Raw genomic sequence first — 22,300 nt, 5'->3', positions numbered from 1 at the left:
GTATGAACTCGTCACGAGTTCTCCACTTTAAACCTTACTTATAATTTCCAAAGCTACTCTCACTAACCTGATATCACCCATAAATTCTAACTGAATGACCGCTTGTCGTTTATGTCTATCTATTTTCTTAACTATACTCCCCCTTCCTTTAAGTGGGCCATCTAGGATACATATATTGTCTCCTTCAATAATTCCAGTTGATGATTCTATACAATAGCTATCATTGCATAGACTTTCTAACATTTGTTTCTCCGAATCTCTCATTGAAGCTTCAAACTTCGAGTATCTCAATAAACGAATGATATCACTAGAAGTGCAAATCATTGAATTTGTACTGGTTACGAACTGCAAGTCAGGTAAATTCGACTCAATAAATACATAGCTTGGGAACAAAGGAGCCCATTCTTTCTTTACTATTCCTGCTACTTTAAAGAGTCTTTCTTGGAGTGGTATAAAGGGTTTGTAGACTTCAGAATCCAACCACTCATTAATAAGCTGCTTGACCTGTTCTTCCCTACCCGTTCGCACAAAAAACACGTACCAGCTCACTTAACTCATCTCCTATAAAAACGTACTGCCAAATCATCTCCTATAATGTCTACTACTACCCATATACATAGCTTCGCCCTTTCACTTATCCTACTTGATAAGCTACAATCTCTCACGATATATCCCTCTTTGATGGTTAACGTGACCCGCCAGCGATTAACCACAGAAAAGTTCCTTTATTTTTCATATAATCATATAATTGGAATAATGTTTTTCCATTATAATCCTCTACTCAAACCCTGTCAATTCACAGTTGATTGGAAACGGCCAAGTTCATGATTGGATTCGCAAACCTTTCTGAAAATGCTAAATTTGAAGTCATTATTATCTTTCGAATACAGCTTCAACGTTTCTGGCGGCTTATAAAAGAACTGATCCGAGTGTTTTACTCTAGTTAACTTGAGCATCTGGGGCACAGACAAATGATAGATCGTTATGTATTATTTTTTATATTCAAGATTTTCTCTCACCATTAGAACTGGGCCACAATACAGACTCATTTGAAATCGAACAGGCCCTTTTGGTTCGGACGCATTCTAAATTTAATAAAAGATTCCTTACTCGTAAATTGAAAATAAATATTTTCATCCATGAGGTGATTGAGTGTAAAACCAGGCGCTTTACCAAATGAATGAGCAGGATAAATTTGAATAAAGTCATCAATTTCTCGCTTTATTTTTTGAACACTATTATATAATTCTATTGGATTTCCTCCATTTGGGTCACAAAAGCCACAACCTTCAATGAATATTGTATCCCCAGTAAATAAGCGATCTGATAAAAGATAGCATACACTTCCCGCGGTATGTCCGGGAGTCAAAAGACTTTTGATTTCTGTTTCACCGACCTGGATTGAATCCTTGTCTTTAATTGAATGTAAATTTCTACATCTAAAATGATAAAAATCGATTTCGTTTGTTGACATGAATACCTGCGGGTTATATTTTTCCAGGAGTGGATTTACCAAATTAATATGATCCCAATGTGAGTGAGTTAATAGTATCGCTTTGAGATCGCCATTCAAATGTTGAAGATAGGACTCTACCTTTAATAAATCCCATGATGGGTCAACAATAGCTATGTCTCTTGTTTTCTCATCCATTACAAAATATACATAATTGATGAAATTCATAAAACAGACTCTTAACTGTTCCATATGAAAAGTCAGATTCATATCAGCTTCACCGAACCACCTTCCCAATGGTTAATTAAAAACAATAACATTCTGATTTAAGGTTTTGGGCCCCTTCATTTTTTAGAAATACTTACTATTTAATTATAAAGGCCTAATTTCATTGTCCTATGATTATAACAATTGATGCAATAGAAAGGCTCCAACTCTCTGTTACAAGATCGCTTAATTTTTCCAAAACAAAAAACGCCTCTCCGTATGTTAACGGTGAGACGTTTTTTTGTTGATCCTACATACCTGTTACGGAGTATTCCGCAGGTACACAGAACCTCGCGTTATTTACGTTCATTTAACTTTGATGTGTCCGTTATAAATCAAAAATGCCGAGGACCGGGATCGAACCGGTACGGTAGTCACCTACCGCAGGATTTTAAGACATGAGTTTTTAATATACTATAGTAGCATACAGTTCCAAAATCCAGTATCCTCAAGGCTTTTATGTGTTCGTATATGTTCTCATTTGAACTGTATTCTACACAAAATACTACAGTCTGTCCCCAATTTGTCCCCAATAAAAAGAGCAGAAGGATTAATTCCTTACTGCTCTTTTTTCCATCTACTCTTTTGCCGTATGTGTTGTCCTACCTATATGCCACTATCGTTTATTGTATCTTAATCTAATTTCTATCCTCCAACGCATCCTGGGAAAAAGCCAGTTTATTATGAACCGTGATATTTATTCCGAAATTAAAAAAATGATACACGGATTAGGGGACTCCGTTCCAACTTCTGCTGGCAATTCCATATTGAAAGCAATCCAATTGCCATGAATAAACATGTTTTGATAACATAATTAGAAAAAGGGAACGGCTCCGCCGCCCCCTACACGACTTATCGCTATAAGAGCGGTCAGCAATTGAGGTTTATTCGGAAACAGACCGTATCCTCGTCAGGGCGTACTTTAAGTCATATTCATAACCTTTTTGTTCTGAAAATAACTCTATAAATTTGTTAATGTTTTTTTTCAAATCATTCATATGGATTCTTCTGATTAGCTTTATCTCTTCACCAATTGTCCATTTATCCTTAATATACTCCTTATCATTAACACCTTCATTGTGTACAATAACATTTCTAATGCTTCTAATTTCATTAGCAGACTTTTTCCATGAATTCCATTCAATATTATTTGGCATATGTTTAATAAGTTTTTCTAAATTATCTTTTTTCCCTATAACTCTTTGAAGATATACTTCATAAATGGATACAATATAAATATAAATAGTATAATTATGAATTTTATAATCGGGTAGAGTCTCTTGAATTCTTAGAAAATCATTAAATTCTGCAACTTTTCTTTTAATTTCTATAGTTGAATTCTGCATTTTCAGAACTGTTTCATCAATATGTGATACAATATACTCTTCAGGTAATATTTTTTTGGTCTCATCAGATTCTATATGTTGTGTAAGCATTTGAGTTGCTGCCTCTAGCCTTCGTATTAAATCTTTCGCTCTGCTTACTATTTTTTCAATATCATTTATTTTCTCTCCCGCTTCTATATACTTCCCTTTAAGGAAACCTTCAGTATAAAAATCCAAAGCTTCTAAACGTCTTAATAAACCATCTGTTAATGCACGAAAATCTTCATTGTTCACAAATTTCCCTACTTTCTTTTCTATTCAGTAGTAAAAAAATTATTATAATTACGTAAGGAGCCTATAAAAGGTATATCAGCAGGTGAAAAATCATACAAACCTAAGTCTGCAAAATCAATCCATTTAATCTCGCTATGTTCATTTACAACAATTTCTCCACCACTCCATTTTGCCCAGTAGGCAATTAATTTAATAACACCGTCAGAGTACTTGTAAATGCTGTTATCAAAATGATGAATTACATCAATATGCATTCCTAATTCCTCATAAATTTCTCTTTTTAAACACTCTTCAAAGCTTTCTCCAGCTTCAAGCTTTCCGCCAGGGAACTCCCATTTCCCCTCAAGTTTCATACCTTTTCCTCGCTTAGCGATAAGTATCTTTCCTCTATCTACTATAAGAGCAGCAGTAACAATTTTTGCTTGTACACCAAAGTGTTCTTCTCTGTGACAGTTGGGGCAAACAGCAAATGCATTCTCGACTGTATCGTCTCCTCCGTCTGCTAACGGGACTTCATGATGTACTTCTAAATATGGAGATAAATCGCTCGCTCTAAGAAATGGCGCAGGTTGGTAGCATATTTCACAAATACCATTAGCTCGCTTTAAAACTTCAACAATTACATCCGGATTCCTTTTATATGCTGTTGTGATAACAGGTACACTTTCGGGTTTTTTAGGAGCATTATTTAACCTAGCTTTACGATCCTGATCAGTGGATCTTTTGGCTTTCTTAACTTGCTTATCAACTTCATGTAAATATTCTTTTGTAGTTACCGAACTCTGCATATTTAAGGAATTTAACTTATTCAGGATAAACCATCTTGAACCATCTTCAGAGTTGTAATGGTGTGATTCAAACTCATATAAGCCATTCAAATTAAGAACAGTTCCATCTTTGGTAAACAAGTATATTGGTGTCTTGTTTTGAGCAGAGTTAATTATTGAAGCATTATATTTGTAATTTGGATCGAAATTGCCTCTTAAGCTATAGAAATAATATTTTATCTTTTCATTCTCTACAATCCATTCATTCGGATACTTTCCATCTGAGAAAGTTGATTTTATGAAGATAGCCTGTAATCTATCATTATTACCAATAAGATAAATACCTGACTGTGGATCATAAGTACGAGCAAGTATGGATATATCCCATGAAGTATAGTCAGCCCCGATCACGAAATCGTTAAGAACGGTAACATCATCTAGTTCATCCTTAAATTCTTCACAAAAACGAGGATATAAATCTTCGTACGTTTCCAAGCCAAGGTTTTTAAACCGTTCGTATAGCGCTGTTCCTGGTGAACTTGAAGGTTGTACAATTTCAAAACGTTGAAGATATCTTTTAAGATCGCCCACTCGTTTCATATTTCGAACGACAGTTCTAGAACGTATAACTTTGTTTTTAAACTCTTTTTCAAGTTCAGGATGATCTAAGGCAGGCGCCTCCACTTCGCGGATAACAAAGTTTATAGCTTGTTGAATTCTTGACATATAACACTCTCCATTAACTAAAATTCTTATCTTTCACATCCCACTCCGTCACCATCACGATCCAGTTTCCTACTATAACCTGGTTCACCTTCATAAATTGGATCGGCACCAGCAGCACGAACCGCAGAACAGTTTTTATAGTATACATTGCTTGATGATTCTCTTGGTTCAGAATAAGTTTGGACGACTTCCTTTTTAGGAGTAACTACTTTAGGCTTAGATTCTTTTACACTTGAATCATTACTTTTAGATTCAGTCTTTGCAGTTGCCTTTTGAGCTGCCTTCTGATTGAATCCATCTTCTTGCGCATAGTTTTCAATACTCCAGATGCCTGTTCCACTCTTTTGAGCAGTAGCTTGAATCTCCTTGAATTGATCGACATATTTAACGTTTGGAGGATTTATGTAGGCCACCCGAGCATAACCTTTCTCGATTAACATTTCATTCAACATCTTATCTCCAACCCATACATAACCAAGTAGACGACCATACTTATCTCGTTCTGAAACATCAAGCTCTAGGGAAAGATTACCCTGCTTTAATTGCTTCAGCGTAAAAGCCGAAGCTTCTTTTGCGAACGGTTGGACTGGTGTACCCTGTTTTACGCTTTCTGGCGTATCTACTAGGAGTAGTCGAATCTTTTCCTCTTTCCCTTGAACTGATGCTTTAAATGTATCTCCATCCGTTCCCGCTATTAAAGTTATAGAAATACGTTTTGGTTGTTCAGAATCCGCCTTTTCGTTAGATGCTGAGGTAGAAACAATGTTTGAAGTTTGCCCAGATTTAGTTGTAGTAGGCACCGCAGAAGTTTGTTCTACTTTAGCTGGAACAGCTGGTACTTTATTCGCTAATTCCTGCTGCTTAACAATAGACAGATTGCCGATGAACGCTAGAAAGAAAATTCCGGCAAGTGAAAATAAAACTATAGCTAGTTTGCTTTTTTGATTTGCTCTCTTAGCATTCTGATATTTTTTATAACCCCAGTAGCCAAGCCCTCCTGCGATAATAAGCAATCCTAAATACTTAATAATCGCAACAGCTATAATTACTGCAAAGATAATTCCTATGATCTTTCCCTTTCCATTACTTCTCATGATATCCCCCTAGGCATTTAGTTCTAGGATAAATATACCATGAACAATTTCCAATATATATAATTTTATTACAAAAATCGCACGAATATTTTGCTATTCTCAAGATTTATCTGCTAGTTACTTGCTGAAATGATCTCCTCCAACTTGATCCAACTAAAATCATCCTCACCACGAAACAGTTTTACTTCGCGTCTTGCGGTGTTAATTGACGTAACTACGCCAGTCATAACCGTATCATCAAACGGGCTGAATACGGTAACTGAAACGCTTGTACGTGAGTTGTAGGACTCTATTAGCGCCTGTTCAATTAGCTGTACCTCTTGGTCGTCGAGTTCTGGTTTCCCCGGCGCTGACGATCCTGCATGAGCTTTAAATAAGCTTCTTTATGTTCCGGTATGATAATGCGCGAGCTTTCCCATAACCCATTTTCCTCAAGCTTTTTACCCAACTTAACCGCCTCCTGTATTCTGATGTACAAATTATATAGCGAACATTTGTTCCTTACAAGGGTTTTTATCTGCCATATCTGAAACTTTTGTACTAGAAAAATATTCCTAGGTTTGATAGACTGCTGTAATATAGATTGAATCAGGGGGTTGCGCATTGGCTATATTGGCAGTGTTGTGTTTTTTCGCTTTTATCGCATTCATTGTATTAGGCGTAATATCTTTATTTAGAAAGACAGGAAGAGCGAAATGGATGTTTTTCTCATCTCTTGGAACGTTTATTTTAGGAGTTGTCTTCTCTATGTCGAACAGTCCTGAACTAATGCAAAGTAATGATTATTCGCCCGCAAAAACTCAAAGCTACCACACGGAACCTATGGAAAAAGAAATCATCGAAAATAAACCAACGATAAGTGTTGGGGAATTCAATCGTATTGAAATAGGAATGAATTATGAACAAGTAACCGATATAATCGGGGATTATGGAGAGCTTGTTTCTGAAAGTGAGGAAGCCGGCACTCCATTTCATACAGTCTTATATCAGTATGAAGGTGAAGGTTCACTTGGAGCAAACGCTAGTATGATGTTTCAAGGAGGAAAATTAACAAACAAGACCCAATATGGACTTAAATAAAAAATAGCCCCGGAGAAATCCGGGGCTTTAATATTCTGTATAGTATCTATTCGCCGCACCTGGAGGCGTAACGATCTTTTGATCGCGATCCCAGCCCTCTATTATCATGATGTGGCGGGTATCGCTCTTGTTATCCCATGCAATATAGTTGTCTTGTTCCAAAGCCAGCAGGCCCGCCTTTATATCCGCTACACTCCTACCTGTCTTTATCTCCAGTTCCTTCATAGTGGGCATCCGTCTGCGGCCTGCTGAATAGTTGTAGAGTATCCGCAGTAATTTTCGTTCGATGTCTGGTAACATGTTGATCACCTCTCTGTGACTATTATATGCAAACAAGCGTTCGTTATTCAAGACGCAAAAAAAGGAGCAGCGAGGATATTACCCCTCCTGCTCCTTTACATACTCAATAATATCGTTTGGCTGCACATCGAAATATGCGCACAGCTTTTCAACGACCTCCAATGATACGTCCAGCTGGTATTATCGAGTTTGGCGCCAACCCAACTCATAAAAAGGCGTTTTCTGGTGTGTCTAAAGCGCTGATAACCGGCGAAGACCAAGAGTATGTTTACGTGGAGCCGCGTATAAGAGCCCGTGTTAAAATGCGGAACTGGACAAAGGCGGGTCTGCTGCGGAGTCCAGTGTTCACTGAATTTATCGTCTAATAGAAAATCCCCGCTAACCTTTATTGGTCGGCGGGGATTGTTTTATTTAGAGTATTCACTTACTTCAAACGTTAGGATACGATCATACAGCATATAATCCTTACGGCTGCTGAATGGGCCTTTATTGTTATCGTGCTTGTTGATTGCATATGAAGCCGATCCAGAACCAGCCTGCTTACTTTCGTACCATGAGATAAAGTCATTGACCTCTTTTATGCTTAGGTCAAATTCCTTCTCTAAGCCAGTTGTCATGGTGACTACCAGAATAGCACGATCTCCCACCGGGTTATTGGGTTGAGAGGTTCCTGGATCTCCCGGTTGACTTGGAGAGGTTCCTGGATCTCCTGGTTGGCTTGGAGAGGTTCCATTATCGCCAGGCGCATATTTCTCAAAGTCTGAAAAGTATACGGATTTATTAGATCCGCCTGCTACATATATTGTATTATTCAAGCTCACTGCCGATAAAAGCCCCCTTGCAGTTAGTATGCTAGGTACTTTAGACCATGTATCTGTCTTGGGGTTATATTTTTCAACTTCATCCGTTGCTGGCCCGCTTATCTTTTCAGTAGCAGTATTACCTCCAATGACATATATTTCATTGTTTAACACTGCAGCTGACAGCCCCATACGTTTGGTGGACATTGGTGACTTTGTTGTCCAAGTATTAGCTTGAGGATCATATTCTTCTATAGAAGAAAGCAAGCCTTTTGATTCATCGAAACCACCTATTGCATATACCTTTCCATTAACTAAAGCAGATGTGATATATCTACGAGGAGTGGATAAGCTAGCTTTTGTAGTCCAGCTATCGGTACTTGGATCATACTCGTAAACATCTGCGGATGCATTGTTATAAATATTGAATCCACCTATTACAAGAAGCTTTCCATTTACAAATTGAGAGGCGTGACCAGCTACAACCTTGGGAAGTGATTTCCCCTTCTTCCACTCATTTGTTATGGGGTCGTAGATATCCAGTTTGTCATTAATAGGCTCGCCTCCTGTAATATATATTTTCCCATCATATACAGCAGCGCTTACCGTTCCTCTTGGTGTCGGGAGTTTTCCTTTTTGCGTCCATGTTTTAGTTTCAGGATCATAAACATCAATTGTGTCATAAAATTTATTCGGATCATGTCCGCCAATTGAATATATCTTGCCATTAACGGTTACTAGGGTTACTCTGTCAATTTTATTATTCAAATTGGTCTCGCTTATCCAAGCATTTTGTTCAGCAAATATCTGTTTTTCTGTTGAGAAAAAAGCTATGCAAATAATAAGAAACATAAATAATCTTTTCAAAACAATTTCTCCCCTTTTTGTTTTTGTATGCTAAGATTACTCGATTCGATCTAATGAGTCTAAACATAAACTTGCTTATCTATAAATATGTTCTATATTCTTGCATATTTATTTTTTATTGGGTATTAAAAAAGGACTCATGCCAGCTTCTATACTGGTTGAGTCCTTATCTTTATTTCACTATGAATCTTACCTTAGTTCCATCAGCATACTTATCTAGCTTATGACCGACCCATGATCCAGCTCCACGATTATCCTTTGGACTTATGTACTTAATGTCCGCACCCTCTCCACCTTCGGAGCACATCGCCATTGGCCACTCGTCTCGATCCTTACCCTTTTTAGTTGGTACGCCTTTAAGAGATAGTTCTCGGTTATGATCAGCTCCTGCTCGGTCGATGGTGCATACTGGTGACTTTCCTGCTGCTATAGCCTCTTTAATGTGCTGGGCCGTTTCTGGGTACTTGGCTGACGGAAATTCCAGCTTGACCGTATCGGCAGATACCTGCGTTACCGGAACGGCTACAGGGTCGCTCTTAGTGGTCTTTACAACGTCTTGTTGTACACTGCATCCAGCTAATAGGACTGTTATCAACACGGTAAATATCCATCTAAACATATGTGTTCCTCCCCCTATAAAACAGAAAAATACCCCAGCAGGGTGTCACTGATGCTTCTATATAATATCGTTCTTTCTAAAAATGCACATAACAAAATGCTAAATAGGCATTTACTCCTATATGAAATTTACATTTTATTCTTCATAATTACAAATATAGTTAAGATATGACAGGGGGTTGGCTCTCTAATGAGGAATTAATTAGATTTAGTAACATAATCAGTAAGAATTGAGACACTGCTTTGCCGCTTCAGACAGTGACGTGGCTTACTACACTACGTATCTGTTCAGTTACGATGATTTTAGAGTAAATAATAACCCGGTTGATAAATAGACCTGCCTTTTAAAAACAGGATAAAAAAACAACTAGATATCTAATGCGGGAACAACTTGAGAGGATGAAATTAAATGAGAAATAAATGGTTTTCAATTTTATTAATGGCAATGATTACTTTAGTCACCATTCTTCCTAGTTATCCTGAAACAGTTTCGGCAGATACCTACCATGTAGGCCAAACGTGGGAAGTTAAAGATGGAGGTACGTCTTACACCTTTGACCTAGGAGATCCTGGAGTTCCGCGAGACATGTATAGCATAAAGAGTGTTTACAATGCGAAAACAGAAAATACTGGAGATCGTCCTGAGTGGGTTTCCCTGTACTATTCTCAGGATGGAGTAAAATGGTACTTAGAGGATTCGACACCGTTGTATTATGATAGATATGATGGTGTTTACACTATTCCTTGGACAATATACAAGAGTAAACACCCAGAAGTGAGCCATATCCGGTACGTTAAGATAGAAGCTAACTCATGGCAGGTGTCTATCAAAAACATTCGCTTAGAAGTAGTGGACAGATCTGTAGCTAACTAGTACATGTTTAATTGTCTGATGACGAAAAGTAGCGTTCAGTGTTTCAGTACACTATTAAAAACGGTTGCTGGGCAACTTTAAACATGTCTGAGTGGGCTAGTCAACAACATTAGAGAAAAGTAAAAATAACAGGTGGTTGTACTGTATAATTATAAAAAATATAAAGCGCCTCTTTAAATTCATTGTAAATGATCAAGAGGCGCCTTATTCTCAAGAAAACTGCCAACTAATTCAGCAAATTACTGACCCTACTAATGGTTACGATTATTAAGCTCGTCAGTCCCCGTAACTCCAGCCGACTGCCATCCACACAAGCCTCGGCCAAGATGTACCCAATCACCGCCTAAGATACATCATTTACACCAGTTACTTAATAACCATATTGCTATCCGCTCTAAAAATAATGAGCACAGTAGCGCTTCACGTTTCAGATTATACAACAGTTCTATTGCTCTATTCAGTGGATGTAGGTGCTTTAACAACTTCTGCCGGTGCTGAAATAGGCTCGAATGTAGGTTGAACCTGCGCAGAAGCAACGGTTCCCGCCTCTGCTGTAGCCTGAGCCAAGAAATCATTAAGCTTTGCAGCTAGACCAGATACAGCTTCCTTAACTGCTACCTGTGCTGCATCCTCGTCCGGCTGTGCTTCAGTAGCGAGTACCGCTTTTGTCTTAGCCTTATACTCCAGATATGCCTTCTCTATTGCAGACTTTAACTCTACTTGGGATACTACGATACCTTGACTGGTAAGAGTAAGTGAGGCATACTGCAAAGCCTCCTGAAGCCTACGTTCTCCCCCGGCTTCTTTAAATGCTGTCTGAGCAAAAGCAAAGCCCTCTCCTGCTATCTTATGGATTACTTCCCGTTGAGCCGCCGTTGTACGTGCCTCCAGCCATGTATTTACTTTTACCTTCACTGTATTTAGTCCAGCAAGAACGAACGTTGTAAGTACGCCTATGGCGGCTGTAGCAATAGTTGTTACGTATGGTTGTACAGTTTCGATAATAGTTTGCATATAAAATCCCCCTCTTATTGTGTTGGCAAACCTGCAGCACGCCGCAGATAGTTGGCCAGATTATTGAAATGTTGCATTTGTTCCTTGTCAGCCGCTTGTTTCGCTTTAAACCAAGCTGGTTGGAGCCAGCGGAAAATAATTTCTTGAGCATTGGATTTAAACAGCTTCACAGGTCCGGCAAGCGGCAGATTCTTTTCATTCAGTCCGGCCGCAGCGCGAAGGTTATTGGCTAGGTTATGGAAATGTGTCTTGCCCACATCGTCTCCTGCCTTTTGAGAAGCGAACCAAGCCGGAGATACATAGTTATCAATCAAGGATTGAGCGATATACACAGGTAATGGCGTAAAGTCCAACGAAGCAGGAGCCACAGAAGCGCCTTTAAGCTCTGTTTCCACGTCATAAACCAATTCCTTTAGCGTCTTACCTACCGTCGATAGAGCTTGGTCTACGTCCCTCTTACGTGATGGGTCAAGCTGCTTATGGCTCGGTATGTGTGTACGTGGGTTAATCCCCCATTTATTGCAACAGTAGGCCAGGTACCACACAAAGCGTTTGTAAGCCTCCAGCGTGTTGATTTTGCCGCCAAAACACAATTCCACGCCTAATGCGATATCGTTCGCATCGTCGCCAAACCGCTCGTTATCCGTGGTGACGTTGTACAAAACGTGCCAAGCCTTCTCAGCTGCGTCTGGTCCGGTACCAGTTGGGATAATCTCCAGTATCTTTTTATCATCCACAAACACCTGAGCAGACGCGGACTGGTCTTTTAGATTTTGGAAATAGGTGAAATGATTATCCGCAGGCGCACCAGGATTACCTGTATCGTGTGCAACCAAAAAGACCGGCGCACCCGATGTTAATCGAGTACCCGGTCTTACGTTATGGCGCTTGTTTATGTAGCGCCGTTCTATCGTGTATTTGGTTTGATTAAACAATTATCACAATCCCCCTTTTACGAATACCGCTGTAACGATAGCAATTATGGTGCCGCCCAATACAAAGGTCAGAAAGTTAAACCACTGTTTATTATTTGTGGTTCGTTCCTTAACACTGTCCTGCTGAGTTTGTTGGAGCCAGCTAAACAGTTTCATTTCCAACGTGTCGATCTTGGTCATTACTTGATCAAATTGCAGTTGCATCATCCGTGTGGAATCCTTCAATTGTCGAATCTCATCATCATGCCGCCCTGTCGTCTGCTCTATCAGTTTAAAACGCGCCCCATCCGATACAGCCTGAGCGGATAACCTAGCGAATTCACCACTTAGATTCTGTAGTTGAACTGTTAACTCTTCTGTTTTCGTGTGCAATTGTTCAATCGCCATCACGTCTCCTTCCGGCATACCCTTTCCCCCGTCTCTCCGTTCAGGAAACTTTTCCTGAGCTATCATCATTTGCTTTTTGATCCTTTTCTTCTTGGGCCTGTATCTCTGCTAATGCATTTGCTACCGCAATATCCAAACCTATAAGAATTTCCTTCCGGCGTGCTGGATGTGAAGCAATTACAGCAGAAATGACCTCAGTCAAATCCTCAACAGGTCTGGTTAGATCTAGTTGTATATCCAATGTGGATTTTATCTTTGCCATGGGTTCAATCACCTCCTTCGAACGAAAAAAAGACACCTTATTAAAAGTGTCTTGCCGTCATTGTTTTGCTATGGAAATACCTTCTGGCGGAATTACACCGCTATTGAACCAAACTGCATATCCCGAGCCTACAATACATATGGTGAACTGCATCTCGGAAATATATTTCGAAAATTTATGTTTTTCGATTTCAAAAGAAAAAGTAGTGGCTCCAAGTTCTAAAGCTATTGCAGCTCCAGTACCGTCTCCTTCATAAAACTCAGGAATGATTTTTTCATCAACCATTCCCATCAGCGGATCGGCTTGTCCCTCAATTTGAAACTCCAAACTACAGGTCGATCCGAACTGATTGATGATTTCAAACAAGCGAACAAGTTCCTTTGGGTTAGACTCAATCATTTTATCTGACATTAAGGTCATCGCCTTTCTTGTGAGTTTTACTATCTTGCGTTCAATTCATACAGTTCCTGAGCAAGCTCTTTCACATCGTTCTCATAGAGCTTCGCCGCAATTTCATAAAGCTCTGGAATCTTTTCCATCACTTTGTCAATGTATTCAATTTTATTTTTCAATTTCGGCTTATTATTTTCGTTATAGCGATCCAACCGAGCAGATAAATTGATGTGATATTTCATCTCGAATTGTTTGTACAGCTCACGCCAGCGTTCTTGATACCTCTTCCCACCTCTACGGACAACTCTATTTAAAATTTGTCGCTTGGCAGCAAGGTCGATATCATCAACTAACCCGACAATGACCGTCTCTTTATATTCAATTTCTTCACGTTGGGATATGATTACTTCGTTTTGTTGTCGCACAACCGCTAAAGTCTGTTTGAACATGGCTCTGGTCTGGTCGTCAGCAAAAGGGAGATATGTTTCAATGAATGCATTTTCGTTCGCTATGTATCCTCCGGTCTTTCTAATAGAAGGTAGTACCTCATCTGCCACCTTAGCCTGAAATGCTTCAGCTACTTCACTTTTTGCCTTCATTGCAAGACGATAGAAAACATTCTCAGGTATATAAGATTCTTTCGCCCACTTGTGGTCGAAACCAAACTCATCCAGGTATTCAAAAATGCGTTCCCACCGGATGCTGTTGTATTCCTTCCCGTTTTTGGTTTCGCACTTAGTAAATCCAAGGCCGCGCACCGTATCTCCTAAATTCAGTTGAGCTGTACCATTCCCATCAATAAAACCTCTTACTCCGTGAATTGTAAGTATATCCATTACTGATCTCACCTTTCTTTGTACGCAAAATAAGCCTCTGAGTTATCAGAGGCTTTCATACTTATATCTTAAATTGGTTTTGTTACTATAAAGCTACGGATTTTAAAGGGAAATATTGTTCAGTGAAAATGAAGCATTAGACTGACTATACGTCATTAAGCTAACGGCAGTTAAGCAGCAATGCTACAAACGGGGAATCCAATCTCTCGGATCGGGAACCCACTCGGACGGATCAGGCAAATGTCCGCCCGGCAGAGTCAACTTTAGTTTCGTGATGTCAGGTTGAGGAAAACCCACTTTTTCCATTACTTTAATAATTTCTTCTGGCTTCAGATCTAACTGATTTCCAAGGACGTCGCCCATCTTTTCTATATCCCATTCCCACTTGATTTTTGCATGGGAAGCGATTTCCTCTGCTGAAAAACCGATATCATTAAAATACTTGGCCATAAATTCGTTTGGAAGTTTTTCATATAAGCTCTCGATCCCAATCGTGATATCATCTATTTCGGGAAATTGCGTTTTAAGTGCTATTCCTACAGTTTTATAAGCATCACTTTCATTGTTCCACCTTAGGGAATCCTGAATGCCTTTGGCCACCTCCCGGATAGAGTAGCCTGCTTGGTTAAGAATTGCAGCCATGGCGTTGGGTTCAATATCATCCCATACTGCGCCTAATGCTGTAGTCACTTCGCTTACATCTGGAAAGGCCGCTTTTAATGCTATCGTTGCCTCGTTACCATTTAATCCGAGCTTCTCATTTAACCCCCTCGCGATGTCAGAAGAGGTATGGTTAAGATTTTTTAGCTTCATGGCTATTTGATCCGGATTCCAACCGTCTAAATTGAGCATATTCACTAGAGCAAGTGGATCAAGTAGGGTTGGATTGTAGGTTTCTTCTACCCCTCTCCTAATAGATTTTAAGATCTCATCTCGAATTCCTTCTAAGTTGGTAATAGTATTGTTAAAATTTAAATTCATGTTTAGGATTGGAAGGCCAGGTAGTTCCAGCGTTGCAGCGACCTCTAGAAGAAATATCTCCCGATTGAGTGAAACATACAGTTTTCCCGTTACTCTTGTACCCAACGCAAATGTAGCAATGGTTATATCATTTACCTTCAATTCAATATTTTCGTTCGAAAAATCAAATATCAGATCCGCCTGACCTACAAAGCTATCCTTCCCTGACAACTGACAACGGAGCTGAAAATCAGAAAGTCCCTGCACTTTGAATGCTAGCGAACACTCAAAGGTATTCTTCGCCGCTTTAATCTCCACACTTTGCGTTAAGCCGAATAGAGACATATTTGCAGAGAGATGTATATATCCGACTTTCTCTGTCCACAAACTAGTTTGAGTTGAGTCGATGATGAAAAAAGGACCTTTCGTACCCGTTTGGTCGGTAATCTTTAGGACCCCGCCCAAGTCAATGATCCCTAGCTCTCCTTCTGCTTTAACCCCTTTATTTTGCTGAAATTCGATTTTCGATCTGCATGCCAAACCGAATAGTGACACCTCAGCATTCATCGTTAAACCATGATAGATCTTACCGGGGTCTGATGGCGGCCGAAAACCATTAGGATCAGCGACAACATACATTGTTAAGTCTTTAATCTTAACTTCTTGAAGCAGAATGAAGTCCCCCACTGGCATCCTTGTGAAATGTTCAACCAGACGTGAAAGCGGAATCCCGTTTTGAGAGGATGACGACGCCCGAAGGGAAGCGAGTAATGCGGATGGGAGTTGGCCATTAATAAACTTGCCCCCTGCCTCCATGATGATCTGATCAGCTGAACCTTCCTCTCCTATGGCAATTTCACCAGATAAGCTAATTTCAGTTCCTCTTGTGCCCATAGCAATACCTACGCCAAGCTCTTGTATGGTAAAGCCAGAAAAGCCAAAGGGATCAATCCAGCCAGTTGTATCTGCCTTCTCTTGACCATGTTTTCTAACCCCGGTTAAAGCAAATGTGAATTCAAAAGTTCCGTTCGGAAAAACAGTTCCCCCGCCATCTAAAAATAAAGTGTCGTTTTGAATGTCTAGTTTGAGTGTTGTCTGAAGCTGAAGAGAATCCGTCATAATGATAATCCGAGGATTCGAAAGTTGGAGCGAACCAATGGCGGGAGGATCACTCGGTACTTTAACCTCAATAGGTCCTGTAAAAGTCCCAGTAGGCAGAGGCGTATTCAGAGCAAGTGGATTTAGTCTGCCGAAGATGCTTTGCAATAGGGAAATCGGTTGACCTTGAATATCCAGTGTAGAAAAAAAGGAAGTCCCTTGGGTTACGGACTCTGGATGGACAGTAAAAAGGGTTGGTGGAAAGGGTACGTTTTCGACCGAGGCGAAAACAAGTCCCGAGTTATACAAGTTATATGAAGATTGAAAGATGGAAAGCGTATTTTGCAACCATGTAGCTACATTTGCTGGCTCCCACCCATCAGGCAGCTCAACCCCAATCGTACACTCCGGCTTATCAGCGACGAGAAAAAATTCTAGCACCAACAAAGGTTGGGTTAGCCCTAGAATTTCCACTCTACTCTGTCCCCGAATTAGAATGCTGCTTTCATTCTGCATTTGTATAGAAGCGTCGTTCAGCACCAACCTACCAGAAATGAAGGTCTGTATTAACGCATTGAATTCATTGGGCAAGGTAAATTCTTCGCCACTCATCCCCGTTTGCAAAGTCGCTTCGAGCTCTGTAATCAGCATGCATATTCACCAACTTTTCTTTATTTTAGTTAAAATGATTCCCCCAGTCTTATCGGAATATGCTTTTTGGCCAATAAAAATAAAGTGAGGTTGGGCGTTCAACTAACGGGAAATGATAGTCCAATAGAAGTTCGGCAGTCTAGGATTTTGTTTTCTCGACCATGGCTACCGTTGTTTCTATTATCGAGGACAGTCTAATACTTATCTACCTTATAAAAAAGTAAAAGCCCTCCGTTTAAGAGGGCTTTTTGTGTATCTATAATTTATTCTCGTTTTAGTACCTCTGCACTACAATTTTAAGTCACGCACTCTATATGAGTTCGACTTCAACGCAGAAACACGTTGAATGATTTTAGTGCTGTCCGTTTAGTGGACAGTATCTTTTTTTGTGGACTTATCATCTTTAATTACTAAGCTATTAACTTTTTACTTAACACTAATCTGTTAAAGTAATCAGAAAGAATTTTCTTTCTAACTTGAAAGTCTGGTGTAGAGATAATTAAACCTATATCAACTCTTTGAAGAGTTTCAATACTCTTTATTTGTTCTGCTGAGAGATAAGGTCTAATTGACTCTCCTGCCTTTATTCCTTTTTCTTCTCGAACTTGTTTCGCACTAACTCCTAGAACAATTCGATTAATCATGTCAATTTCATTTGTAAAGTGATAACTCTTAGGTAATTCATGTGAATCACTAATAGCATTAGTGAAAGCAGGAAACTCAAGACGAGCAGTTTGAAGAGATTTAATGAAATCATCCATAAGATTGAATCTTCGAATGTATTCTTCTTTAAATCTTGCAGCTTTCTTTCCTCGGTATCCCATGACAAGAAATATAAATCCATCTTTATTCATAAGAATTTTAGGAAGTAATTTATTTTGTTCGCTCCTATATGAGGACAACGCAAAGTTGCGTTCTCTAAATTCCTTACTACAATCTAATTTCTCAATGTCCCTTAAAGCATCCGCATGTCGTTTCTTAAATTCCTCAGCAACCTGAAGACTAGAACAATAAGCTCTTCCACTCTTCTCATAAAGATTGAATTCAGTGTTGAGAATTAATTTACTCATAATTCTTCTCCTCCTAGTTCAATGAGACTATCTAACGTAACAATAAAATCTTTGCAGGAAACATCATTTAGTTCAGAAATTTTATTTCTCAACGCAAGATACTGATCTGGAGAAGAATTCAAAAAAACTTCCACAACATTTTCTTCCATTAAAGTTTAGCCTCCTAAGATTAGGGGCATAATACTTCTATCTCGTCACAATTAATACTTTAAACCCAGGCAATAAGACCTAAAATTTTGACTATAAAGTATTATTAACACGTTTATATTTGTTAATAACTGTGTTACAATTGTGACTAAGTTATAGGGTATTAACCCCTAATTTCTGCTAAAGTCACCTATCTTCTTGGTCGGAGCGAGGTGACTTTTAACTTGCATTATTTTGGACAGTTGTTTGTACATTCGCATTGTTATACTGGTCATTTCCTTCGTTTCGTTGAATAATATCACTTACTTCACAATTGAAATAATCGCATAGTATTTCAAGAGTGTCATAGTTAATTCCTTTCGTTTTGTCATATTTCATAGCTGTCAATGTTGTTCTGCTAATACCTGTATCTTGGGATATTTTACCGACATTTAGCCTCCTGCTTTTTGCCATTAAAATTGCAAGATTATTTTGAATACTCATTCTTTACACCTCCTTTTGTTGTTTTATGATTCATTTTGTTCAATTGTCTGAACAATTTGATTGTATAACTTTTATTTTGGTAAGTCAATATTCTTTGTTCAAATGTTGTCGGCAATTGTTCAGAGTACAATACATTTAAAGGTGATTTATATGATAAAGTGCAATTTAGCAGTTATTTTAGCTGAGAGAAACATGAAAATTAGTCAACTCGCAGAAGAAACACGTATATCTAGAACAACTTTAACCGCCTTGGCTTATAATCATGGTAAAGGTATCCAATATGATACTTTAGACACTTTGTGTGAATACCTAGACATCTCACCTGGTCAATTACTAACTCGTTATTCTCTTTTCTTCGAAATATTAGGCAGAAAAGAGGATAGCAAAGAAGACTATACTTACAGCGTGAGAGTTTTCTTAGATGATGAGATTTTTGATTCTGAGATCTATCTAGTATTCAAGAATGACTCTATAGAGGGTGGTATTCAGTATGACCAAGATTTCTATAATAAATTGGCTGTACTCCCTCAAGAGAAAATGATAGAAAAATTACAAAAGGACTTGTTAGATTATTTATCCAGACATGAAGAAGAAACCCTCAACAGACTTATGAGTGAATCAATTCGCTTAATAATAAAGAACAAAAACAAAAAGGACTCCTAAAACTTAGGGAGTCCTTTTTGTTTTTGTTCTATTTGAGCGATTTCTAAACAACTACTTTTCTAGTTCAGCTTTTTGCTTTTCATTTCATTCCACGAACTCATGTAGAGTGCGACTTTTAATTTGAGCAATACTGTCTTATTCCTTTTTTTCATGAGTTATTTAAGTGAAGCTATAGCTTTATTTATTTCTTCTAGTTCAGTCTTATATTTAGCTATATTAGTTTCAGCTTCTTGTATGCCGATTTCTGTATTCTTCTTGGTTTCACTTCTGATCGCCAAAATATCATCAGACACTGCGGTATTCATGTTCGATATCTTCTGAAGGTTAGAAACAGCCTTGTCACGATCTTTTTCGGTATCGGATAAATATTTTTCAAGTTCGGCCTTTCGCCCATTCAGCTTTTCTTTGGACCACCCTTCATATTTTCCTGTTGAAGCCGTATTTACAGGTTCCGTATCGGCAGTTCCATTAGTAATCTGAATTGTTTTACCATCCACTTTTAAGTTCACTCCTAGAGAGTCAGACACAGCTCTCAAAGGTACATGTGCTTTTCCGTCAACTACTATCGCACTTTCCGACAGAGAGTTTCCATTGACCTTCACAGTGTACTCTCCTGCTACTGTTTGCCCGACTAAAGATTTTAGTTGATCCGCAAATGCACTTCCAGCCGTAGCGACAACCGCACCAATTAACACACCGCTGAGTAAATAAGACCATTTTTTCATTATCCGTACCTCCTACATAGTATATATGTCCTAATATTACCATCGGCAGGAGGTTCAGTAAACATCATGTTGTCGAACTACTAGAGTTTCCTCCAGCAGGAATATTAACTGTAGCCACAGTTTTACCCCGACTAAATAGTTTCAGATTCCTAGAACTTGGATCGAAAGAGGCATTAGTGATTAAACCATTAAACAGATCACCGCGAATCTCTGAAATATCATTCTGCAAATTACTGATAGTTTGCTTTAAGTTCATTATTTTATCTATTTCCAGTCCGTTAACTGTCGCGTCATTGAAGTCAACTTCTCCTTGAAAATAAACCATATCATCTATAGATCGTAGAATCATACCAGCCATATTTCCTAAATGGAATCCATTCGAATCAGCAAAAATACTTCCTCTTGGTGAGCCATTATCCATAAAGAGTAAGGCTCCACCATCATTATATTGTCCTAATGAAATAGCTTCTCCACCGCGTAAGTTATAAGCAGTAAGACCATTAGAGTTTATCTCTATACGCCTACCCTCTTTGGCTGTACGGAATAAGGCTCCTGTAATAATACCGCCCTCGATCTCATTACCGATTAACTTACTCCCTCGTATCGTACTTGCATTAACTGTACTAGCCCTTATATCTGAAGCGTTCATTTCTGAGTTGTCTATCTGCCCAGTCAACTTAATCGAACGAGCTACAACATTCCCCTGCATGTCTACTCGGAATGGCGCAATGGTATAGTCGTCATTCCCTGCACTTATTCCATTCGTATTGATTTTGGTTACATTATTACCACTACCAATCACCAAGGATACAAAGTTACCGAGTTGCCCGACAATCTGTTCAGCAACAACGCCACGTGCTGTAATTGCTGTCCTTGCTGTTTTCCCTCCATCTGTTGTTAGGACTACCCCGTTTGAAGTCATAATAACTTGGTTCTGAGCATTGGTCTTGTCCTGTAGGATTATTCCGCGTTGATCGTACTTGATTTCTGTTTTGGAATTATCAATATCAATCACGGCCTGCTTTGCAAAGGATTCAAATACTTCCGTTCGGATCTTTCCATTACTAAACAAGTTATTGATAATATTTTTGTTCCGCTCCAGGTCAGAAATGATATCGGCATAGTCCCGTAAATTGACATTGGATATCGTAGGCTCGCTGTGTTTGTCACGGCTATACGGATATTCTGTAAGTTCTGTAATTCGGGCTTTGAGTTTGTTCATATCCATAGCCGGGTCAATGCACATTACATTGTCGCCCAAAGCTGGTTTAGGTTCAGTATTGTCTATTTTGAACAGGTCCGCCGTCGATACGGTTACCTCCAGCGTCACGTTTTCCTGTTCAGCAAGCGCCTTACGTGTAGCCTTTAGCAAGTCCTCTGGTTCCTCTAGGTCCTGTTCAATGATTTCCCCATCGTAAAAAGGAACCGAATCGCTAGCCCAATACTGAGCATAAGGAGATATCAAATAGTTCACCGCCATCTTTCCATTTACAATCGTTCCTGGCACGCCGGAAAGCAAACTCCGCTCCTCGTCGGTCAGTTTGGACGCATCCATTCCAATAAATGTGCGTCCATCCTTCATCTGAGCGAACATTCGTGTGACCAGAGACTCACCCTTGTCTTTAAAGCTACTGGATACGATATTCTTTTTAAGCCGGTACTGTAATCCGCTGTCGGTTCCGATCTTTTTTCTCAGGTTAATAGTGAAGTTGTCTGGTTCGACCTCACACTCATACAACTGAATGATCTTATTTAGTGCTTCAAGACAAGTGCCGCGTCCGAAGTCCTTAACGTCATGAAGGTCGAATGTGTCGTGTATAACAAACTTGAATCTTCCACCTGTAGCCGTTGTAATCAGGTCAGTAAGCTGGCTAATATGGATACCATAGGCTTCTGCGATATAAGACGCATAAGGGAATTTGAAATCATTTAATTTAAACATGACATGGTTACAATAGATATTCGCCGTTAGCTTCCTTCCCTCACGTGATCGGCTACGAGACTGAATGACATAAAATTGACCACGCTCATCTCGAACGTGGCCCTTGATTGCTATTTTCTCACGGTAATCCTCACTGGTCATCGGTACCATAAATGTTAATTCGTAATCACTGTTAATCCTGCGCCGCCGCTGAATGTCATAAGAGTCCACCAGCGTCCCAACGCGCCGCATGTTTTTATCAAACACTTGCATAGTTGGAGTAGGCATAA

General features: G+C 39.2%; 24 protein-coding genes and 2 pseudogenes. 4 read left to right on the top strand and 22 right to left on the bottom strand.

Features of this window, described 5'->3' with window-relative positions:
* Positions 1-27: 27 nt before the first annotated feature.
* From loaP to NSQ58_RS12105, 6 genes and pseudogenes are all read right to left on the bottom strand, one after another.
* A complete protein-coding gene (loaP, locus tag NSQ58_RS12130) occupies positions 28-549 on the bottom strand; it encodes an antiterminator LoaP (protein ID WP_023989394.1) in 522 nt (173 codons plus the stop codon).
* Positions 550-1,045: 496 nt separating this feature from the next.
* Complete coding sequence (locus NSQ58_RS12125) at positions 1,046-1,723, bottom strand: MBL fold metallo-hydrolase (protein ID WP_028540507.1); 678 nt, start codon at positions 1,721-1,723, stop codon at positions 1,046-1,048.
* A gap of 881 nt (positions 1,724-2,604) precedes the next feature.
* Positions 2,605-3,339: a hypothetical protein gene (locus tag NSQ58_RS12120; protein WP_341057509.1), complete on the bottom strand. Its 735-nt coding sequence runs from the start codon at positions 3,337-3,339 to the stop codon at positions 2,605-2,607.
* Between the two features lie 20 nt (positions 3,340-3,359).
* Complete coding sequence (locus NSQ58_RS12115; RefSeq protein ID WP_341057508.1) at positions 3,360-4,832, bottom strand: NUDIX domain-containing protein; 1,473 nt, start codon at positions 4,830-4,832, stop codon at positions 3,360-3,362.
* Between the two features lie 26 nt (positions 4,833-4,858).
* Positions 4,859-5,926 carry a thermonuclease family protein gene (locus tag NSQ58_RS12110; protein ID WP_341057506.1) on the bottom strand — a complete coding sequence of 356 codons (1,068 nt, stop codon included), beginning with the start codon at positions 5,924-5,926 and terminating at the stop codon, positions 4,859-4,861.
* Between the two features lie 113 nt (positions 5,927-6,039).
* Positions 6,040-6,374 (bottom strand): annotated as a pseudogene (locus NSQ58_RS12105) (YolD-like family protein).
* 155 nt (positions 6,375-6,529) lie between these two features.
* Between NSQ58_RS12105 and NSQ58_RS12100 the strand changes: the two are divergent.
* Positions 6,530-7,006, top strand: a complete 477-nt coding sequence (locus tag NSQ58_RS12100; RefSeq protein WP_341057505.1) for a DUF3862 domain-containing protein — start codon at positions 6,530-6,532, stop codon at positions 7,004-7,006.
* 27 nt (positions 7,007-7,033) lie between these two features.
* Here the strand turns inward: NSQ58_RS12100 and NSQ58_RS12095 are convergent, their stop codons facing one another.
* On the bottom strand, positions 7,034-7,306 hold the full coding sequence (locus NSQ58_RS12095; protein ID WP_341057504.1) for a hypothetical protein: 273 nt from the start codon (positions 7,304-7,306) through the stop codon (positions 7,034-7,036).
* Positions 7,307-7,384: 78 nt separating this feature from the next.
* Positions 7,385-7,468: a helix-turn-helix domain-containing protein gene (locus NSQ58_RS26755; RefSeq protein WP_445671674.1), complete on the bottom strand. Its 84-nt coding sequence runs from the start codon at positions 7,466-7,468 to the stop codon at positions 7,385-7,387.
* Between the two features lie 2 nt (positions 7,469-7,470).
* Here NSQ58_RS26755 and NSQ58_RS12090 point away from each other — a divergent pair.
* A pseudogene (locus NSQ58_RS12090) lies at positions 7,471-7,671 on the top strand (ATP-dependent DNA ligase); the annotation flags it as partial.
* A 42-nt stretch (positions 7,672-7,713) separates the two neighbouring features.
* On the opposite strand, the gene NSQ58_RS12085 reads toward NSQ58_RS12090, so the two are convergent.
* Positions 7,714-8,973: a Kelch repeat-containing protein gene (locus NSQ58_RS12085; protein WP_341057503.1), complete on the bottom strand. Its 1,260-nt coding sequence runs from the start codon at positions 8,971-8,973 to the stop codon at positions 7,714-7,716.
* Between the two features lie 172 nt (positions 8,974-9,145).
* Positions 9,146-9,592 carry a NucA/NucB deoxyribonuclease domain-containing protein gene (locus tag NSQ58_RS12080; RefSeq protein ID WP_341057502.1) on the bottom strand — a complete coding sequence of 149 codons (447 nt, stop codon included), beginning with the start codon at positions 9,590-9,592 and terminating at the stop codon, positions 9,146-9,148.
* Between the two features lie 408 nt (positions 9,593-10,000).
* Between NSQ58_RS12080 and NSQ58_RS12075 the strand changes: the two genes are divergently transcribed.
* Entirely contained in the window at positions 10,001-10,465 is a 465-nt protein-coding gene (locus NSQ58_RS12075; protein WP_339200424.1) for a hypothetical protein, read from the top strand.
* 453 nt (positions 10,466-10,918) lie between these two features.
* Here NSQ58_RS12075 and NSQ58_RS12070 read toward each other — a convergent pair whose 3' ends face one another.
* The 10 genes from NSQ58_RS12070 to NSQ58_RS12025 form a co-directional block, all read right to left on the bottom strand.
* The gene (locus NSQ58_RS12070; protein ID WP_341057501.1) at positions 10,919-11,479 is read right to left on the bottom strand and encodes a phage holin, LLH family; all 561 of its coding nucleotides are present in this window, start codon (positions 11,477-11,479) and stop codon (positions 10,919-10,921) included.
* Between the two features lie 14 nt (positions 11,480-11,493).
* Entirely contained in the window at positions 11,494-12,414 is a 921-nt protein-coding gene (locus tag NSQ58_RS12065) for a peptidoglycan recognition protein family protein (protein WP_341057499.1), read from the bottom strand.
* A 3-nt stretch (positions 12,415-12,417) separates the two neighbouring features.
* Positions 12,418-12,819: a hypothetical protein gene (locus NSQ58_RS12060; protein WP_226000880.1), complete on the bottom strand. Its 402-nt coding sequence runs from the start codon at positions 12,817-12,819 to the stop codon at positions 12,418-12,420.
* 22 nt (positions 12,820-12,841) lie between these two features.
* Positions 12,842-13,063, bottom strand: a complete 222-nt coding sequence (locus NSQ58_RS12055; protein ID WP_279832338.1) for a hypothetical protein — start codon at positions 13,061-13,063, stop codon at positions 12,842-12,844.
* Positions 13,064-13,120: 57 nt separating this feature from the next.
* Positions 13,121-13,474 carry a hypothetical protein gene (locus NSQ58_RS12050; RefSeq protein ID WP_076158327.1) on the bottom strand — a complete coding sequence of 118 codons (354 nt, stop codon included), beginning with the start codon at positions 13,472-13,474 and terminating at the stop codon, positions 13,121-13,123.
* 29 nt (positions 13,475-13,503) lie between these two features.
* Positions 13,504-14,292, bottom strand: a complete 789-nt coding sequence (locus tag NSQ58_RS12045; protein WP_279832335.1) for a BRO family protein — start codon at positions 14,290-14,292, stop codon at positions 13,504-13,506.
* A 183-nt stretch (positions 14,293-14,475) separates the two neighbouring features.
* Positions 14,476-17,001, bottom strand: a complete 2,526-nt coding sequence (locus NSQ58_RS12040; RefSeq protein ID WP_341057496.1) for a hypothetical protein — start codon at positions 16,999-17,001, stop codon at positions 14,476-14,478.
* Between the two features lie 410 nt (positions 17,002-17,411).
* Positions 17,412-18,071, bottom strand: a complete 660-nt coding sequence (locus NSQ58_RS12035; protein ID WP_341057495.1) for a Rha family transcriptional regulator — start codon at positions 18,069-18,071, stop codon at positions 17,412-17,414.
* A complete protein-coding gene (locus NSQ58_RS12030) occupies positions 18,068-18,220 on the bottom strand; it encodes a hypothetical protein (protein WP_341057494.1) in 153 nt (50 codons plus the stop codon). Before NSQ58_RS12030 ends, NSQ58_RS12035 begins: the two co-directional genes overlap by 4 nt.
* Before the next feature lie 217 nt (positions 18,221-18,437).
* Entirely contained in the window at positions 18,438-18,701 is a 264-nt protein-coding gene (locus tag NSQ58_RS12025; protein WP_341057492.1) for a helix-turn-helix domain-containing protein, read from the bottom strand.
* Positions 18,702-18,803: 102 nt separating this feature from the next.
* Between NSQ58_RS12025 and NSQ58_RS12020 the strand changes: the two genes are divergently transcribed.
* Positions 18,804-19,364 (top strand): helix-turn-helix domain-containing protein, encoded by a 561-nt coding sequence (locus NSQ58_RS12020; RefSeq protein ID WP_341057779.1) that lies wholly within the window; start codon positions 18,804-18,806, stop codon positions 19,362-19,364.
* Positions 19,365-19,519: 155 nt separating this feature from the next.
* Here the strand turns inward: NSQ58_RS12020 and NSQ58_RS12015 are convergent, their stop codons facing one another.
* Both NSQ58_RS12015 and NSQ58_RS12010 read right to left on the bottom strand, forming a co-directional pair.
* Positions 19,520-20,089, bottom strand: a complete 570-nt coding sequence (locus NSQ58_RS12015) for a 2,' 3'-cyclic nucleotide 2'-phosphodiesterase (RefSeq protein WP_076264646.1) — start codon at positions 20,087-20,089, stop codon at positions 19,520-19,522.
* 64 nt (positions 20,090-20,153) lie between these two features.
* The gene (locus NSQ58_RS12010; protein WP_341057491.1) at positions 20,154-22,298 is read right to left on the bottom strand and encodes a phage tail protein; all 2,145 of its coding nucleotides are present in this window, start codon (positions 22,296-22,298) and stop codon (positions 20,154-20,156) included.
* Between the last annotated feature and the right edge of the window lie 2 nt (positions 22,299-22,300).

The sequence above is a fragment of the Paenibacillus sp. FSL M7-0134 genome, from assembly GCF_038007865.1.
GTDB lineage: Bacteria > Bacillota > Bacilli > Paenibacillales > Paenibacillaceae > Paenibacillus > Paenibacillus polymyxa_B.
The sequence above is the reverse complement of the archived record's forward strand: the minus strand, read 5'-3'. Positions and strand labels throughout refer to the sequence as shown.

Excerpts from the sequence above, each read along its gene's own strand:
- NSQ58_RS12125 (WP_028540507.1), bottom strand. The coding sequence starts at position 1,723 with ATGAATCTGACTTTTCATATGGAACAGTTAAGAGTCTGTTTTATGAAT.
- NSQ58_RS12115 (WP_341057508.1), bottom strand. The coding sequence starts at position 4,832 with ATGTCAAGAATTCAACAAGCTATAAACTTTGTTATCCGCGAAGTGGAG.
- NSQ58_RS12110 (WP_341057506.1), bottom strand. The coding sequence starts at position 5,926 with ATGAGAAGTAATGGAAAGGGAAAGATCATAGGAATTATCTTTGCAGTA.
- NSQ58_RS12095 (WP_341057504.1), bottom strand. The coding sequence starts at position 7,306 with ATGTTACCAGACATCGAACGAAAATTACTGCGGATACTCTACAACTAT.
- NSQ58_RS12080 (WP_341057502.1), bottom strand. The coding sequence starts at position 9,592 with ATGTTTAGATGGATATTTACCGTGTTGATAACAGTCCTATTAGCTGGA.
- NSQ58_RS12075 (WP_339200424.1), top strand. The coding sequence starts at position 10,001 with ATGAGAAATAAATGGTTTTCAATTTTATTAATGGCAATGATTACTTTA.
- NSQ58_RS12070 (WP_341057501.1), bottom strand. The coding sequence starts at position 11,479 with ATGCAAACTATTATCGAAACTGTACAACCATACGTAACAACTATTGCT.
- NSQ58_RS12060 (WP_226000880.1), bottom strand. The coding sequence starts at position 12,819 with ATGCCGGAAGGAGACGTGATGGCGATTGAACAATTGCACACGAAAACA.
- NSQ58_RS12055 (WP_279832338.1), bottom strand. The coding sequence starts at position 13,063 with ATGGCAAAGATAAAATCCACATTGGATATACAACTAGATCTAACCAGA.
- NSQ58_RS12050 (WP_076158327.1), bottom strand. The coding sequence starts at position 13,474 with ATGTCAGATAAAATGATTGAGTCTAACCCAAAGGAACTTGTTCGCTTG.
- NSQ58_RS12045 (WP_279832335.1), bottom strand. The coding sequence starts at position 14,292 with ATGGATATACTTACAATTCACGGAGTAAGAGGTTTTATTGATGGGAAT.
- NSQ58_RS12040 (WP_341057496.1), bottom strand. The coding sequence starts at position 17,001 with ATGCTGATTACAGAGCTCGAAGCGACTTTGCAAACGGGGATGAGTGGC.
- NSQ58_RS12035 (WP_341057495.1), bottom strand. The coding sequence starts at position 18,071 with ATGAGTAAATTAATTCTCAACACTGAATTCAATCTTTATGAGAAGAGT.
- NSQ58_RS12030 (WP_341057494.1), bottom strand. The coding sequence starts at position 18,220 with ATGGAAGAAAATGTTGTGGAAGTTTTTTTGAATTCTTCTCCAGATCAG.
- NSQ58_RS12025 (WP_341057492.1), bottom strand. The coding sequence starts at position 18,701 with ATGAGTATTCAAAATAATCTTGCAATTTTAATGGCAAAAAGCAGGAGG.
- NSQ58_RS12020 (WP_341057779.1), top strand. The coding sequence starts at position 18,804 with ATGTTGTCGGCAATTGTTCAGAGTACAATACATTTAAAGGTGATTTAT.
- NSQ58_RS12015 (WP_076264646.1), bottom strand. The coding sequence starts at position 20,089 with ATGAAAAAATGGTCTTATTTACTCAGCGGTGTGTTAATTGGTGCGGTT.
- NSQ58_RS12010 (WP_341057491.1), bottom strand. The coding sequence starts at position 22,298 with ATGCCTACTCCAACTATGCAAGTGTTTGATAAAAACATGCGGCGCGTT.